9 protein-coding genes are annotated in these 16,975 nt (G+C 55.7%); 4 read left to right on the top strand and 5 right to left on the bottom strand.

The features are described from left to right. Positions 1-9: 9 nt before the first annotated feature. Entirely contained in the window at positions 10-954 is a 945-nt protein-coding gene (locus tag Q0775_RS15575) for a site-specific tyrosine recombinase XerD (RefSeq protein WP_298863814.1), read from the top strand. On the opposite strand, the gene Q0775_RS15570 is transcribed toward Q0775_RS15575, so the two are convergent. Beyond that, positions 891-1,709 (bottom strand): metallophosphoesterase family protein, encoded by an 819-nt coding sequence (locus Q0775_RS15570; protein ID WP_298862892.1) that lies wholly within the window; start codon positions 1,707-1,709, stop codon positions 891-893. The genes Q0775_RS15575 and Q0775_RS15570 overlap by 64 nt on opposite strands. A gap of 71 nt (positions 1,710-1,780) precedes the next feature. On the opposite strand from Q0775_RS15570, the gene Q0775_RS15565 reads away from it, so the two are divergent. Beyond that, positions 1,781-3,088, top strand: a complete 1,308-nt coding sequence (locus tag Q0775_RS15565) for an HlyC/CorC family transporter (RefSeq protein WP_298862889.1) — start codon at positions 1,781-1,783, stop codon at positions 3,086-3,088. 83 nt (positions 3,089-3,171) lie between these two features. Here Q0775_RS15565 and Q0775_RS15560 read toward each other — a convergent pair whose 3' ends face one another. Beyond that, a complete protein-coding gene (locus tag Q0775_RS15560) occupies positions 3,172-5,595 on the bottom strand; it encodes an FAD-dependent oxidoreductase (protein ID WP_298862886.1) in 2,424 nt (807 codons plus the stop codon). 116 nt (positions 5,596-5,711) lie between these two features. Beyond that, positions 5,712-6,995: a DUF2254 domain-containing protein gene (locus tag Q0775_RS15555; RefSeq protein WP_298862883.1), complete on the bottom strand. Its 1,284-nt coding sequence runs from the start codon at positions 6,993-6,995 to the stop codon at positions 5,712-5,714. A 149-nt stretch (positions 6,996-7,144) separates the two neighbouring features. Here Q0775_RS15555 and Q0775_RS15550 point away from each other — a divergent pair, with 149 nt between their 5' ends. Continuing rightward, positions 7,145-9,562 (top strand): FAD-dependent oxidoreductase, encoded by a 2,418-nt coding sequence (locus Q0775_RS15550; protein ID WP_298862881.1) that lies wholly within the window; start codon positions 7,145-7,147, stop codon positions 9,560-9,562. A 1-nt stretch (position 9,563) separates the two neighbouring features. Beyond that, on the top strand, positions 9,564-10,163 hold the full coding sequence (locus tag Q0775_RS15545) for a nucleotidyltransferase family protein (RefSeq protein ID WP_298862879.1): 600 nt from the start codon (positions 9,564-9,566) through the stop codon (positions 10,161-10,163). On the opposite strand, the gene Q0775_RS15540 is transcribed toward Q0775_RS15545, so the two are convergent. Beyond that, positions 10,156-11,256, bottom strand: a complete 1,101-nt coding sequence (locus tag Q0775_RS15540) for a Hint domain-containing protein (RefSeq protein ID WP_298862876.1) — start codon at positions 11,254-11,256, stop codon at positions 10,156-10,158. The genes Q0775_RS15545 and Q0775_RS15540 overlap by 8 nt on opposite strands. 313 nt (positions 11,257-11,569) lie before the next feature. Then, the coding region (locus tag Q0775_RS15535) for a tandem-95 repeat protein (RefSeq protein ID WP_298862873.1) at positions 11,570-16,975 on the bottom strand (5,406 nt) is incomplete at its 5' end.

Here is a 16,975-nt window from a genome sequence, read left to right as displayed (position 1 = left end):
TGGATTTCCATGTTTTTGGAGGCGCAGGCCGCTGAGTTGGGGGCTGCCACCAATACGTTGCTGGCCTATGGGCGCGATCTCAAGGATTTTGACGCTTGGCTGGCGCATAGAAACCTTGGGTTCGAGGCCGTGTCCCGCGCCGATGTAGAGAGTTATCTTGTCTATTGCGACGCTCAAGGACTGGCAAAGTCCACCCGCGCACGCCGTCTATCGGCGGTGAAACAGCTATATCGCTTTGCCTTTGAAGAAGGGCTGCGCAGCGACAACCCCGCAATCCAAATTAGCGGTCCGGGTCAAGACAAGCGCCTGCCAAAAATTCTATCCGTGGAAGAAGTGGACCGATTGCTGTCAGCTGCGCGCAGTTTGGGGCGCAATGACACAGACCGTGTGCGCAACACTTGCCTGATGGAGCTGCTTTATGCCACGGGGATGCGGGTGAGCGAACTTGTGGGTCTGCCGGTAAGCGCCACACGCGGCGATCCAAGGCTGCTGCTTATTCTCGGTAAAGGGGGCAAAGAGCGTATGGTGCCGCTTTCGCCTGACGCACGCGACGCGCTGGCTCTCTGGATCAAGATGCGCGACGAGCGTGAGGCAGAGAATGCAGCACTAAAGAAACCCGCTTCGAAATTCCTCTTTCCCTCTCGAGGTAAAGAAGGGCATCTGACACGCCATTGGTTTTACAACTTGATCAAGGATATTGCCGTGGCGGCAGGAGTTGATCCGGCAAAAGTCACGCCACACACGCTGCGGCACGCTTTTGCCACGCACTTGTTGGCAGGTGGCGCTGATCTGCGGGCGATCCAGACGATGCTCGGCCATGCTGATGTGGCAACAACCGAGATTTACACACATGTTCTGGAGGCGCGCCTGTCCGAGCTGGTCCTCGATCATCATCCTCTATCGGAGACAGCCACACGCAAAGCTTCGGGCAAAACATCTTCTGACGGCCAGTAACCACTCAGCAAAGCATCTGCATACTGCGGCGGCAGGCGAGCATTCTGCATATCGGCCACTGCCCCAGAAGCATCATATATCAATCGCTCGATACGCACCTCACCACCACTCAGCATTGCAAAGCGGGTATCCGGCGTTCCGTCATGGGGCGGCATACCGATCACACCTGCGTTGATCCAACGGCCCCGCGCTGTCTCGCGCACGAATGGCAGACCCGAATGGCCCGCAATCACTGCATCTAACGGCCCTGTAAACGCTTCCAATGCTTCCCATTCGGCGTCAAATATCTCCGCAGCATCTGCTTCCCAGATGAACCGCGCCACATCACTAGCCCCGCCATGCAGCACGCCGTACCGTTTGCCAAGATGTGTGAAGCTTAGAACATCGGGCAGCGTGCCCATCCACGCCTTTGCGTCACGCGTTAACTGGCTTTGCGCAAAATTGTACCATGCAACGCTTAACCGATCGCAAGTTGTTCCATCCTCAAACCCGCACCCGCAATCATCGGCACCCTGCGCGAGTTGCACCTCACAATTACCAGCCAAAACAACACAGTCCGAGGTTCGTATCGCAGTCACAGTAGCAATTGGCGCACCGCAGTAAGCGACGACGTCGCCGGTACAAATCACGTGGTTCGCTGCCACGCCGCGCTGGGCAGTTATGGCAAACAGCGCACGCACTGCCTGAATATTGCTGTATGCACCTCCAAACAGCACCACTTCGCCGTCCAACACACCCAAATCCCTGTGTTTCATGTGCGCGCCTCCTTGAATGCAGCGGGGCCTGCCCCCATAACAATGCCAACAACCCTGAAAGGTTTTTCTACATGGACATGAGCCTGGTGACTATAGATGGTGCCTTCTGGATCTCAGTGGGTACAATTTTATTTCTGCTTGTCTTATCAGGGTGCTTTTCCGGATCAGAAACTGCGCTGACGGCCGCCTCTCGCGGCAAATTACGGACTCAAGCGGACAAAGGCTCAATCGGGGCGGAGCGTGCGCTGAAAATCACCGAAGATAACGAGCGGCTGATCGGTTCGGTTCTGCTGGGCAACAATCTGGTAAACATTCTCGCAGCGTCCTTGGCCACAGCACTCTTTACGCGCCTCTTTGGCGAAAGCGGTGTCGCGCTTGCAACACTGGTGATGACGCTGTTGGTGCTGATCTTTGCCGAAGTCCTACCAAAGACCTATGCCATCACCAATGCCGAACGTGCGGCGGCCCTTGTCTCTGGCCCGATCAGCATTGTCGTTCTGGTCTTCTCCCCTGTGGTGAGCGTTGTACGCCTTTTGGTGCGTGGCATGCTGCGCCTTCTGGGCGTGGCCGTTGATCCCGACAGCAACATCCTTGCTGTACGTGAAGAGATTGCAGGTGCGCTGCAACTGGGCCACTCCGAAGGGGTCGTTGAGAAAGAAGACCGAGACCGCATCCTTGGTGCGCTTGATCTACGTGAGCGCGTCGTCGAAGAAATCATGCTCCACCGCTCCGGCATCGAGATGATTGATGCCGCTGACGCGCCCGCCGATATCCTTGAGCAGTGTTTACGCTCCAATCACACCCGCTTGCCGATTTACCGTGACGATCCTGAAAATATCATCGGTGTGATCCACGCAAAAGACCTGCTGCGCGCAATGTATAAACTCATCGCAGGCACCAAGGACGGCGCAGCTGCCTTTAAGGACTTTGATATCGCTGATGTGGCGATGGAACCTTATTTTGTGCCTGAAACCTCCACACTTGATGAACAGATGCGGCAATTCCTCCACCGCCGCACCCATTTTGCTTTGGTGGTGGATGAATACGGCTCACTGCAAGGCTTGATCACTCTAGAGGATATTCTTGAGGAAATCGTCGGCGAAATCACAGATGAGTTTGACCCACTGGCCGATCACACGGTGAAAACTGATGCAGAAGGCCAGTACCTTGTGGACGGTGCCATGACGATCCGCGATCTCAACCGCGCAAATGACTGGAACCTACCCGATGATGAGGCCAACACCGTCGCAGGTTTGGTCATCCACGAGGCGCAAATGATCCCGACGCGCGGTCAGGTGTTTTTGTTCCATGGCTTCCGGTTTGAGGTTCTCGCCCGCGAAGGCAACCGCATCACAAAATTCAAGATGCGTCCGCTTTAGCGCGCAAGCCTGCTTTATTCTGCAAAATAAACTGCTGGCCCCCCAGCGCTTCAAGAAGCAGGGGGGTGGCAGAGCCCCCATTTTTACGCTCGCAGCCGCAGGCCTTTCGGATCAAAGGGTGGCTCGGCAAGTACCGTTGCTTTATGCGCTACACCCAAAACCATGACATCAACCACATCTCCCGCAGACACCCCTTTGACAAAGCCGAGGGCAAGCGACAGGCCCACCGAATAGCCATAAGCGCCTGACGTGACGCGCCCGATGCCCACGCCATCCTTGAAAATCGGCTCACCGCCTGTGGCATCTGCATTTGACGCCTCTGTCTGCTTGCTATCGAGTGACAGCAACACCAGTTCCTCGCGCGCGGCAGCAGCCATCGTTTCGGTGACCGTCTCACGGTTGAGGAACGGTTTGTCGAGCTTGCACAGACGCGCAAGGCCCACTTCTTGTGGATAATATTCAGGGCTGTATTCGCGTCCCCAAGAGCCATATCCCTTTTCAATCCGTAGTGACATCAACGCGCGGCTTCCCACGGGGCCTGCGCCTACGTCGTGCCCTGCGACGATAAGGGCAGCATAGAGGGCGGTTTGGTCTTCTTGTGCACAGTGTAATTCCCACCCGAGGTCGCCGGTAAAGGACACCCGCAACGCCAAGCAATGCACGCCGCCTAACTCAATCCATTTAGAGCGCATGAAGGGAAAATCGGATGTGGCAAGCGAAGTATTGGTCAGACGCTGCAACATCTCGCGCGACTTTGGTCCTGCCACGTTGAACCCGCACATCGTGTCAGTGCGGCTCTCGAATGTGGTTCCTTCGGGCAGCGGCACTTCTTTAAAGAACCGCTTGTGATAGCGCTCGGCCATACCCGACCCGATGATCCAGAATTCGTCCTCGGCCAAACGCGTCACGGTGAAATCGCCTGCAATCCCTCCGCGCTTGCCGATCAAAGGTGTCAGGCAAGAGCGTCCGACCTCGCGCGGCATGTTGTTTGCGAAGACTGCATTGAGCCACTCCTCCGCCCCTGCCCCTTTGCAGGTATATTTGGCAAAATTCGAGATATCGATGATGCCAGCGTACTCGCGCAGCATCCTACATTCTGCTCCCACCACGTTCCACCAAGGCTGGCGGGTGAAACCATGTGTCTGGTCCTCGGCACCCATTTCGGTCCCGTAGTAGAGCGGATGCTCCCAACCGTAGTTAAGGCCAAAGACAGCACCCATCTCGCGTTGTGTTTCATAAATCGGGCGTACACGCGCCGGACGACCCGCGCTGCGCTCTTCATGAGGGAAGTGGATTTTGAAACGGTTGGCATATTGGTCGCCCACTCGCGCCTTGGTGAAGGCTTTATCCGCCCAGTCTCCGAACCGTGCCACGTCCCATGCGAACATGTCATAGCGGCTCTCGCCCGTAACGATCCAGTCGGCTGCAAGCAGGCCCATGCCGCCCGATTGCGAAAATCCGGGGATGATGCCGTTACAGCAGAAGTAGTTGCTCAACTCTGGCACAGGCCCGAACAATACATTGCTGTCGGGTGACCAGATCATCGGCCCGTTGATGACCCGCTTGATCCCTGCCGAACCCACGGCAGGGACACGGTCAATCGCACGCATCATGTTCTCTTCAATCCGCTCCAGATCGTCAGCAAACAGCTCATGTCCGAAGCCTTGCGGCGTGCCTTCTTCAGCCCAGAACCGCAGGTCTTTTTCATAAGCGCCCACAAGCAATCCCTTGCCTTCTTGGCGGAGGTAATACTCCCCATCGCGGTCAGCAACGGAGGGCAATCGGCGGTCCAGCCCTTCAATCTCGGCAATGCTCTCGGTCACAAAATACTGATGTTCGGTCGGTTGCAGCGGTAGGGTGATTCCAGCGAGTGCGGCCACTTCACGTCCCCAAAGGCCTGCGGCATTCACAACCCATTGGGTTTTGATGTCGCCCTTTTGTGTGCGGACGATCCAAGTGCCATCAGACTGTTGCTCTGTCCCTGTGACAGGGCAAAAGCGGATGATCTCCGCTCCGTTCTGACGCGCTCCGGCAGCGTAGGCATTGGTCACGCCAGAAGGGTCCACATTACCACCGTTTTCCTCGAACATGATACAGCGGATGCCGTCGTAGTTGACCAGCGGGTGAAGTGCCTCGGCCTCGGCGCGGTCTACCTCGCGAAAGGGCAATCCATAGTACTTTGCCTTGGCTGCTTGCAGGCGCAATTGATGTTCCCGCGCTTCTGTCTGCGCCAGATAAAGCGAGCCGGGTTGAAACACACCACAACTCTGCCCTGTCTCCGCTTCCAATGCGTTATACAGGTCCATCGTGTAATTCTGTATGCGCGTGATATTGTTGTTGTCATGCAGACCGTGGATATTCGCCGCTGCATGCCAGGTGGAGCCTGACGTCAACTCGTCCCGCTCAAGCAAGACAACATCCGTCCACCCCAGCTTGGTCAAGTGATAGAGAATGGAGCAGCCGATAACGCCGCCTCCGATGATGACAGCTTGGGCATGGGTGCGCATGGTGCAGGGTCCTGATCGTATTGGGTTCACCTTACCCTGACGGCCCATCCCCCCTGCGGATAGCCATCGCGCGACATATTCTGTCGCAGGCAAGCCAACGGCGATTTAATCCCGTCTCAGTTCTCTTGCGGAAATGCATCTTTCAAACGGTTTTGATCACCCTCGAATGTCATTGCGCTCTGGGCACGGGCCAGCATTGTATTTGCGGCTTTTCCCGCCGCATCGGCGAGTTGCGCGTCGGGATGGTTTTGCAACGCCTTCAGCACTTTTTGTAGTCTGTGCTGTACTTCGAAAAGAGCGGCGCCGTCCCGCGAAAGTGCGCCAAAACCGTCTTCAATCAGGTCAACAGGATCAAGGGGTTCAACCCACAACCGCTCCAAAGGCTCGTCGCGGTCCTTTTGCGTCTCGTCTTCGTAATAAGCCAGAACGCGGCCGACGCGATTGATCATGTCAATCGCCGTACCCGGATCGTTGATGCCCGGTGATAGTGCTTTGGAGGCGATCTCACCCATCGCGATAAGGCCAAAGCGCGGATCCTGATCAAAACTACGCTCAATTCCGATTACGACACAAGCCTCGAGCGCATCCTCAATCTCATCGTAGTCCTTTTCGCCCTCTGCATTCCCGCTATCCACGACCTTTGCCAATGGTTCATTGAGGAATATGAAGTCGCCGATGTTGGCCGTCAAATACACATCCTGCCCAAGTGATTTCGCCGCGTCATTGAGCGCTTCAGGAAAGATCTGGTTGATATAGCCGGTTTTCTGCGCCCTGATGACCCGTGCGTCGTCGGGAACTGCATCGGTAAGCGCATTTGCACCCAGACATGGATTGCGCAAGCGCTCCACAAAGCTGCTGCGCGTGGTGCCTTCCACATGCTCTGATGTTTGGGTCAAACTGCCAAAAGTCTGAAGGTGCAGAACCCACCTTATCAGATAGACCACAATCACAGCGAGCACACCCACGGTGGTCACAAAGAGGACGGTCGCGCGATCCTCGGCATAGACGCCCAATTCCCTGAGAATAATAGCGATCAGCGCATATACATAGGCACCGATAAACACCGCAAGTGTATTTTGTGTTGTGCGATCCTCAAGCAAAAGACGATGCACGCGCGGCGACCATTGCTGGGATGTGGCGCGGTGCACCGATACCATGCTGGTGATCGAAAACGTTGTCACCGCAAGCATCGCGTTTGCAATGATATTGAGTAAACGGTCCGCCGACGAGACACTAAAGAACGTCGCAATCTTGTCAGGGAGCAACGGATCAAGCAACTGGGTCAGACCTAACGCAACAATGGACATAAGCCCCATGAGGACGACCCGCACCCAAAGCTTGCGGGTGTATTGATCAATGACCCGCAAGAGTCGGACAGGGATAAATTTTATTCTTTCCATAGCTACCTAGGTAGCACGGGATTATTCCTGTCCAACAGGGATAATCGCATTTCCGTGTGGATGATATCCGACAAATTCTGTCGCAAAAACACTTGCCCTTGCTGCGGTGATGACATTCTGTGGACCCAACCAGTCTGGAGTTATCACCCATGAAAACCACCACCCGTGTCGCCATTATCGGCGGCGGCGTTGTCGGCGCCTCTGTCCTCTACCACCTTACAAAGCTCGGCTGGTCCGATGTAATGCTGTTGGAACGCTCCGAACTGACCTCCGGCTCAACCTGGCATGCGGCGGGCGGGTTTCACACGCTTAACGGTGATACAAACATGGCTGCCCTTCAGGGCTATACCATCAAGCTTTATAAAGAGTTGGAAGAAATCACGGGGATGTCCTGCGGATTGCACCACGTGGGCGGTGTCACACTGGCAGACAATCAGGAGCGTTTCGATATGCTGTTGGCAGAGCGGGCCAAGCACCGCTTTATGGGACTGGAGACCGAGATCGTTGGGCCTGAGGAGATCGCCAAAATTGCCCCTGTCACCAACCTCGACGGAATTATTGGCGGACTTTATGATCCGCTGGATGGGCACCTCGATCCTTCGGGTACCACCCATGCCTATGCGCGTGCTGCCAAGATGGGCGGTGCGACGATTGAGACGCATACAATGGTCAAGGAGACCAACCAGCGGCCCGACGGCACATGGGATGTGGTCACCGACAAAGGCACAATTCACGCCGAGCATCTGGTGAACTCTGGCGGCCTCTGGGCACGCGAGGTTGGGGCGATGGCGGGTGTTTATCTGCCGCTCCATCCCATGGAGCATCAATATCTGGTCACAGAAGAAGTCCCGATGATCAAGGAGATGATGGCCGAAGGCCGCGAACATCCCCATGTGATGGACCCCGCTGGCGAAAGCTACCTGCGTCAAGAAGGCATGGGCCTGTGTATTGGTTTTTACGAGCAGACCTGCCGTCCGTGGGCGGTGGGCGGCACGCCTTGGAGCTTTGGTCAGGATCTGTTGGCCGATGACTTCGACAAAATCGAGGAGAGTATCAACTTTGCCTATCGCCGCTTTCCCGATCTGGAGAAGGCAGGCGTCAAGAACGTGATCCACGGGCCGTTTACCTTTGCCCCCGATGGCAACCCGCTCGTTGGTCCCGTGCCGGGTCTGCGCAACTACTGGTCCGCATGCGGTGTCATGGCAGGCTTTTCCCAAGGAGGCGGCGTTGGCCTCACCCTTGCCCAATGGATGATCGAGGGCGAGCCCGAGCGCGATGTCTTTGCCATGGATGTGGCGCGTTTTGGCAAATGGATCAGCCCCGGCTATACCCTGCCGAAAGTGATCGAGAACTATCAAAAACGTTTCTCTGTCTCCTACCCCAACGAAGAACTCCCCGCTGCGCGGCCCCAGCAGACCACGCCGATGTACGATATCTTCAGCAGCATGGGCGCGGTCTGGGGCCAGCAATTCGGGCTGGAAGTGCCCAACTATTTTGCGCAGGGCGATGAGCCGACATATGAGACTCCCTCCTTCCGCCGCTCTGACGCCTTTGACGCCACAGGCCGAGAAGTGCGCGCCGTGCGTGAGGCTGTGGGCATCAACGAGGTGCAGAACTTTGGCAAATATCTGGTGAAAGGGCAAAATGCGCGGGCTTGGCTCGACAAGGTCATGGCGGGGCGTGTTCCAAATCTTGGACGTATCTCGCTGACACCGATGCTGTCGCCCAGAGGGCGTCTGATCGGGGATTTTACCATTTCCTGTCTTGGCGAAGAGCTGTTTCAGCTCACTGCTTCCTATGGTGCACAAGCCTTTCACAGCCGTTGGTTTGATCAGAACATGATGGAAGGCGTCACGGTCGAGAATATCTCGGACCGCCGCACGGGCTTCCAAATCGCAGGGCCAAAAGCGCGAGAAGTCCTACAGGCTTGCACGCTGAGCGATGTAAGTGCGATGAAGTTCCTCGACGTGGCCGAGATGACCGTCGGCATGACAAATTGTCTAGTGCAGCGCGTGAGTTACACAGGCGATCTGGGCTACGAGATCTATTGCGATGCCATGGGCCAACGTCAGTTGTGGAACACGCTTTGGTCAGCAGGCCAGCCCCACAGCATAACACCTTTTGGTATGCGCGCCATGATGTCCCTGCGGCTGGACAAGTTCTTTGGCGCTTGGCTGCTTGAGTTCGGGCCAGACTATACTGCCGCCGAGACGGGGATGGACCGTTTCATCAGCTTCAAAAAGAACACCGACTTTATTGGCCGCGCCGCGGCAGAGCAGGAACGCAGCACTGGACCTATGCGCAAATTGGTGGCGTTTGAGGTGGACGCAACGGATGCCGATGTGCAGGGTTATGAGCCGATCTGGCATGAGGATAGCGTTATCGGCTTTTGTACCTCTGGTGGATATTCGCATTATGCAGGCAAATCTATCGCGCAAGGGTTTGTGCCTGTTCCCCAAGCAACCGAAGGGCTGGCTGTGGATATCGAAATCCTCGGCCAGATGCGCCCTGCCCGTCTGATCACTAAACCGCTCTTTGATTCAGATGGCGCACGGATGCGCGGATAATATGATCTGCGTCCTCATCCTTGCAGCAGGTAGCTCAACGCGCATGCGTGGGCGTGACAAACTGATGGAGGATGTAGACGGCATGCCGCTCTTGCGGCGCACCGTGCTTCGGGCGCAGGCTACAGGAGAAGCTATCGTCGTCACCCTGCCCCCAGCCACACATCCCCGTTACACCGCGCTCAAGGGTCTGGATGTACTTAAGGTCCCTGTAACGGATGCAGCTCTCGGCCTGAGTGCCAGCTTACGTGCTGGGCTTGGTGCCCTGCCTGCGGGATGCGTTGCAGTAATGGTTATGCTTGCGGATATGCCTGATTTGACAACAGACGATCTCAACACAATCATGCAGGCGGTTGATCTCAAAAGTGAAACTCTCATCTGGCGCGCAACAACTTATGATGGCGCCGCTGGCCATCCAACAGTATTTCACGCATCTCTTTTTTCCGAACTTATGGCGTTAGAGGGGGATAAGGGCGCAAAACCCATGATCGAGAAGTACCGCAGCCGAACGCTTCTCATCCCCCTGCCCGATGCCCATGCACGCACAGATCTCGATACGCCCGAAGCGTGGGACGCCTGGCGCGAGGCGCAGCAGTCTACTTGACCAACAGGGCCGCCTCATGCGCCTTGATACTCCGCCGAGCAGAGGCATAGCGTGTCACCCCTTCCATCGTCGCAAGCTCTGGAAAAAGCTCGAACAACTCCGTGCGTTGCGCATTGCCCACTCCAGCTAAGGATTGCAGACCCGGCTGAAAACTCTCGCTCCATGTGCCATCGGACAGGATCACTTCGTGATGATCAAACATGAGGTGGATATAGGTCAACTCTTGCACTCTGGCGACCGCAACTCCCGGTAGCCCCGTAAGATGCTTGGCCGCGACCAAAACTTCGCTCTCTTCGAAATAAAGAACGGTTTTTTCACTCGCGACAAGCATGCGATGGTTTGGCGATACCATCATATCGCGTTCTGGCAAGTCGTTGCCAAGACCGCCTTTGCAGATGCAGACAGGAGACATATGCTGGTTCATCAACAAGTCCGCCGCCGTAAGATCGCGGCGTCCAATCCAACGAATGACCTGCAGCCCGTTGTCGCGCGTCACGACGCGGTCCCCAACCGCAAGCGTTTCCACAGCGACTTCGCCACGTGGCGTAGCAATGCGCGTTCCTGGCGTAAAGCACGGGATAATCTGTTCAATTTCGGAGAAAACGATTTTGCCGACATCTTTCCCATCGGCGTCAGTATAATAGACTGTGCCGTTCTCGGGATTATCCTCATCAACAACAACTTTAAGCTTACCGCCGTTTGCAGACTTCGTGAGGTTTAAACTGTCATAATCGACATTGCCGTGTTCGCCTCCCGTGACGATGTCACCAGGGTTCAGATCATAGAAGATATCTTTTCCCAAACCGCCAATAAGCGTATCCGAACCTTTTCCCCCCGAGATCAGGTCGTTGCCAGTGCCGCCATCAATATAGTCATCGCCCGCGCCGCCAAATAGATCGTCGATACCGTCACCGCCAAGCAATGTATCATTGCCATCTTCGCCGAAGAGAAAGTCATTACCTTCTTCGGCGCGCAGTTCGTCATCGCCAGACCGCCCGGCAAGCGTATCATTGCCCTGGCCAGTTGTGATTAAGTCGTTTTCATCAGTACCAGCAAGGCTATCGTCTCGTGGCGTTCCAATAATATCAGCCATGAATATAATCCTTCAATTAAATTGAACGAACGGACCAAATATCGTCCTAATTCCTCCAGTCTAACACAAGTCAACCGCGCAACCTATAAATTTGTTAATTTTGTGTTAATTTCCAGCATCTTAAGAACAATTTGCCCTTTCTGCGGTGATTGACCCCACTCTCGAAACAATATTGCCAAACGATGAAAAGCGGAGCCGATTACGACTCCGCTCTCACTCACTCAGGATCACTAGCCCCAAATGATGCTGCATACACGTGGACCCCAAGGCGGCCCCCTTACGGGCCCGCCTTAGGGAATTCTGTTTGGAAAAGTCAGCTTTTCTTGGTGATCAGCTTGGCTTCGTGCTTCTTGAGCGACTTACGGGCGGCGGCATATGCGTCGATCCCTTCGCGTGTGGCGAGTTCCGGGAAGAGTTCCAGAATTTCGTCACGTGCTGCGTCACCCACACCGGCCAAGGAGTTATCACCCGGTTGGAAGCTTTCGGTCCAAGTACCGTCTGACAAGATCACCTCATGCTGGTCGAACATAATGTGGATATAGGTGGTGTGCGACACGTCAACTTGGTCGATACCTTCCATATCCGTCAGGTGCTTCGCTGCGACCAAGACTTCACGCTCCTCAAAATAGAGGGCCGTTTTGTCGTTGGCGATCAGCACACGGTGCTGAGGCGATACCATCATGTCACGCTCGGGCAAACCGTTACCCAAAGCACCCTGCTGGATCAGGATCGGGCGCAGATGCTCGTTTGCGACCAACTCTTCTCCGGACATCGGACGATGACCGATCCAGCGGATTTCCTGCATCCCGTTGTCGCGGGTGATGATGCGATCTCCGACTTTCAGCCCTTCAACCTTACGCTCACCTTTCGGTGTGGCGATCATTGTACCCGGTGTGAAACAAACGACGACTTTCTCAATGTTTGTAAAGACCAGCTGACCTGCGTCAGACCCATCTTCGTTGAAATAGTCGACAACACCGTTTTCACCGTTGTCTGGATCGTATGTCACTTCGAAGCGACCACCCTCTGGTGCGGAACCTGCAAGTTCCAAGCAGTCGAAGTCGTCCCCGCCCTCAGAGCCATCAACAATATCGCCAGCATTCACATCGCGGAAGATATCGCGGTCATTGCCACCTGTCATGGTGTCATTTCCGGCATTCCCTAGGAGAAGATCATCGCCAGAGCCGCCAAGGAGCACGTCGTCGCCTTCACCACCCTCAAGCGTATCGTCACCCAGTGCGCCCTCAAGCGTGTCATCACCCTCATCGCCGCTCAGAACATCGTCGCCCTGACCACCGTCGAGAAGATCATCGCCCTCACCACCGTGCAGTGAATCGTCGCCTGTCGCGCCGCGCAGAGTATCGTCACCCTCGCCACCTTCAAGCGTGTCATCACCGGCACCACCGTCAAGGCTGTCATCACCGACACCACCATCCAGCGTATCATCGCCCAAGGCACCAAGGAGTGTATCGTCACCCTCGTCGCCACTCAGGACATCATTATCCGCGCCGCCATCGAGCAGATCGTTGCCCGCGCCGCCATGGATTGTGTCAGAGCCGATGTTGCCACGCAGTGTATCGTCACCGATGTCACCTTCGAGCGTATCATCACCTTCGTTGCCTTCAAGGCTATCATCGCCCTGTCCGCCGATCAGTGTATCGTTGCCTGCACCACCTCTGAGCGTGTCATCGTCGATGCCACCATCCAGAAGGTCGTCGCCAATACCACCAAGCAGGGTGTCATTGTCATCACCACCAAAGATCACATCGTCGCCAGCGCCACCATCAACGAAATCGTCACCGTTGTCTGGTGCCAGATCAGGTCCAAGCGGGTTGGAGCCGTCATCTTCGATCTCAAATGCATCGAGGCCGAGATCAGGATCGTTGTTGGCATAGATGGTGTCATTGCCTTCGCCACCTTGGATGGTGTCGTTTCCTTCGGCGCCTACGATACGGTCATCGCCCTCGCCACCGTCAACTTCATCATCGTCGATACCACCGCTGATAACATCGTCACCTGCACCGCCGTTGATTGTGTCGGCATCGTCACCCGTGCTGATGGTGTCATTACCATCGCCACCGTCAACGCTGTCGCGGTCATCATCAGGGTTCGGATCCGCTGGGAAGACACCCGGATAGCCGATATCGGGCAGAGGTGAGTTACCACCTGTGTCGATAACATCGTCACCTTCGTTGCCTTCAACAGTATCGTTGCCGTCACCGCCGCTGATCGTATCGTCGCCATCAGCGCCAATGAGATCATCGTCGCCTTCGCCGCCGTTTAGGACGTCGTCACCCTCGCCACCGTTCAGGTCGTCATCACCTTCGCCGCCGTTCAGCGTATCGTCGCCCGCGCCGCCGATCAGGGTGTCATCGCCCTCATCACCGTCAAGTTCGTCGTCGCCTATACCGCCGTCGATGCTGTCATCGCCTGCGCCGCCTGAAACATCATCGTCGCCTTCGCCAGCAAGAACCGTGTCGTTACCGTCGCCTGCATTGATGATATCATCGTTTGGACCTTCACCTGGCAGGAACTCGTCATTGTTGTCGACCAGATCACCTTCGGGATCACCGACGTAATCCACATCGATAAGATCATCGCCGTCGGTACCTGTTACGATACCATCCGCAACTGTGACAAACAGAACCGCCGGATCTTCCAACTCGCCATCAGAGACGGTGTAGTTGACCTGCGCTTCGCCAACGAAGCCTTCGTTCGGGGTGAACGTCAGCGTGCCATCGTCGTTGATGACAACTTCACCATCAGGGCTGGACGCGCTGACAATGGTTAGTGGGTCGTTCTCGGGATCGCTGTCGTTGGCCAGCACCGGCACAGTGACCGAGCTGCCTGCATTGACGTTCGCCACATCATCTTCGGCCAGCGGGCCATCGTTGACGGGGTTCACAGTCACATCAACAGTACCTGTATCCTCACCGCCATTCCCGTCTGTGACGGTATAGGTGATGGTGGTCGGACCGTTGAAGTCAGGGTTCGGTGTGAACTCGATTGTGCCATCATCGTTGATCGTGACGGTCCCGTCAGGTGACGTTGCCGAAATCACTTCGAGTGGATCACCATCCGGATCCGTATCGTTGCCCAGCACGTCGATGGTGACAGGCGTGTCCTCATCGGTCTCTGCTGTGTCATCGTTTGCGACGGGCGGATCGGTTTCCTCACCCACGGATACTTTGGCAATAGCCTCATCTGTCTCACCGTTGCCATCCGAGATAGTGTAGGCAATTTCCGCGTCCCCTGTGAAATCGGGGTTCGGCGTGAAGGTGACCGTGCCATCGTCGTTGATCACAACATCGCCATCAGGTGACGTGGCCGCGATTACAGTCAGCGGATTGCCATCTGGATCGCTATCGTTGGCCAGCACCGGGATAGTGACAGGGGTATCTTCTGGCGTCGACACGCAGTCATCGACCGCAATAGGTGCGTCGTTCAAGTTCTCTACGGTCACGTTTACCCGTGCATCGTCAAATCCGCCATTGCCGTCCGTTACAGTGTAGTCGATCACTGCATCGCCGAAGAAATCCAGATCTGGCGTGAAGGTGATTGTGCCATCGTCGTTGATTACAACCGTACCGTCATCCGAGGAAGCCTCGGTAATGGTCAGCGGATCATCTTCCGGATCAGTATCGTTGGCCAGAACATCGATGGTGACAGGTGTCTCCTCAAGCGTTTCAGCCGTGTCATCCACTGCAACTGGGGCAAAACCGCTTGGCTCGGGGTTCACTGTGATGAACACAACTGCCGGATCTTCCAAATCACCGTCAGAGATAACGTAGTTGACCACTGCCTCACCTGTGAAATCATCATCAGGTGTGAACGTCAGTGTGCCGTCATCGTTGATTACAACATCACCGTTCGGCGAAGTAGCAGCTACTACCGTGAGCGGATCACCTTCTGGATCGCTGTCGTTGTCGAGGACGGATATGGTAACAGGCGTTGCCTCATCCGTTGTCGCCTCGTCATCTTCGGCCAGTGGGCCGTCGTTCACAGGGTTGACCGTCACAGTCACAACTGCTTCGTCAAAACCGCCGTTGCCGTCAGTAATAGTATAGGCAATTGTGGTTTCGCCGTTGAAGTCTTCGTTTGGCGTGAACTCAAGCGTACCGTCGTCGTTGATCGTGACATTACCATCATCCGAGGAAGCCTCGGTGACTGTCAAATCATCGCCGTCTGGATCAGTGTCGTTGCCCAATACGGTGATGGTAACCGGTGTGTCCTCATCCGTAATCGCTTCGTCGTCCGCTGCAACTGGTGGATCGGAAACCTCACCAACAGAGACCGTGACAACCGCGTCATCAAAGCCGCCATTGTTGTCGGAGATCGTATAGTTGATCACCGCGTCGCCGTTAAAATCAGGGTTCGGGGTGAACTCGATCGTGCCATTGTCATTGATGGTGACCGTACCGTCGTCGGATGTCGCGGCGGTCACGGTAAGCGGATCGCTGTCAGGATCGGAGTCGTTGTCCAGAACGGAGATGGTGACAGATATGTCCTCATCTGTGGCCGCCACGTCATCAACGGCAACAGGCGCATCGTTAATATTTGTCACCGTGACAAAGACTTGGCTGTCGTCAATGCCGCCATTGCCGTCTGAGATCGTGTAATCGATCACAGCTTCGCCAAAGAAATCCAGACTTGGCGTGAAGGTGATTGTGCCATTGTCGTTAATTTCAACTGTACCATCGTCCGAGGTTGCCTCTGTAATGGTAAGCGGATCGCCATCGGGGTCGGTATCATTGACAAGAATATCAATGGTTACAGGCGTTTCCTCAGGTGTCGTCTCGACGTCGTCGGTCGCTACTGGCGCGTCGTTCAGCGGGCCGACATCCACGGTTACAACTGCGGAGTCCAAACCACCCTGCCCGTCTTCTATGGTATAGTTGATGGTCGCTTCGCCATTAAAGTTAAGGGTCGGTGTGAAGGTGATCGTGCCGTCGTCGTTGATCTCGACAACACCCTGTTCAGAAGCTGCAGCCGTTACTGTCAGATCATCCCCGTCCGCGTCTTCGTCATTGGCGAGAACGTCGATGGTAACAGGTGTGTCCTCATCAGTTTCGGCAGTGTCATCAACCGCGAGGATATCGTTCACAGCGTTCACTGTCACGTTCACAACAGCATCGTCTTCGCCGCCATTATCGTCAGCGATGGTATAGTTAATGGTTGCTTCACCGTTAAAATCAAGGTTCGGCGTGAATGTGATGGTGCCGTCGTCGTTGATCACAACTGTACCATCGTCCGATGTCGCACCAGTCACAGTCAGCGGATCAAGCTCCGGATCACTATCGTTGGCCAGAACACTGATGGTCACAGCCATGTCTTCGTCTGTTTCCGCTGCATCGTCCTCCGCAACGGGTGGGTCGTTCACAGCGTTCACCTGCACCGTCACAACAGCATCGTCTGTGCCGCCGTTGCCGTCGGAGATTGTGTAGCTGATCGTAGCTTCGCCGTTGAAGTCAGGGTCCGGCGTGAAGTCGAGCGTGCCGTTGCCGTTGATCACAACCGTACCGTCGTCCGAAGTCGCCGCAGTCACGGTCAGGTCATCGCCGTCCACATCAACGTCATTGCCCAGCACATCGATGGTGACCAGCGTGTCCTCATCCGTCGCGTCGGAATCGTCCTCCGCAACGGGTGGGTCGTTCACAGCGTTCACCTGCACCGTCACAACAGCATCGTCTGTGCCGCCGTTGCCGTCGGAGATTGTGTA

The sequence above is a fragment of the uncultured Sulfitobacter sp. genome (assembly GCF_947499945.1).
Lineage (GTDB): Bacteria > Pseudomonadota > Alphaproteobacteria > Rhodobacterales > Rhodobacteraceae > Sulfitobacter.
This window is presented reverse-complemented; position numbering and strand designations above follow the sequence as displayed.

Bases quoted from the DNA above. Each gene is read 5' to 3' on its own strand.
- Q0775_RS15540 (WP_298862876.1), bottom strand. From the start codon at position 11,256: ATGGCTGATATTATTGGAACGCCACGAGACGATAGCCTTGCTGGTACT.
- Q0775_RS15560 (WP_298862886.1), bottom strand. From the start codon at position 5,595: ATGCGCACCCATGCCCAAGCTGTCATCATCGGAGGCGGCGTTATCGGC.
- Q0775_RS15550 (WP_298862881.1), top strand. From the start codon at position 7,145: ATGAAAACCACCACCCGTGTCGCCATTATCGGCGGCGGCGTTGTCGGC.
- Q0775_RS15555 (WP_298862883.1), bottom strand. From the start codon at position 6,995: ATGGAAAGAATAAAATTTATCCCTGTCCGACTCTTGCGGGTCATTGAT.
- Q0775_RS15545 (WP_298862879.1), top strand. From the start codon at position 9,564: ATGATCTGCGTCCTCATCCTTGCAGCAGGTAGCTCAACGCGCATGCGT.
- Q0775_RS15575 (WP_298863814.1), top strand. From the start codon at position 10: ATGTTTTTGGAGGCGCAGGCCGCTGAGTTGGGGGCTGCCACCAATACG.
- Q0775_RS15565 (WP_298862889.1), top strand. From the start codon at position 1,781: ATGGACATGAGCCTGGTGACTATAGATGGTGCCTTCTGGATCTCAGTG.
- Q0775_RS15570 (WP_298862892.1), bottom strand. From the start codon at position 1,709: ATGAAACACAGGGATTTGGGTGTGTTGGACGGCGAAGTGGTGCTGTTT.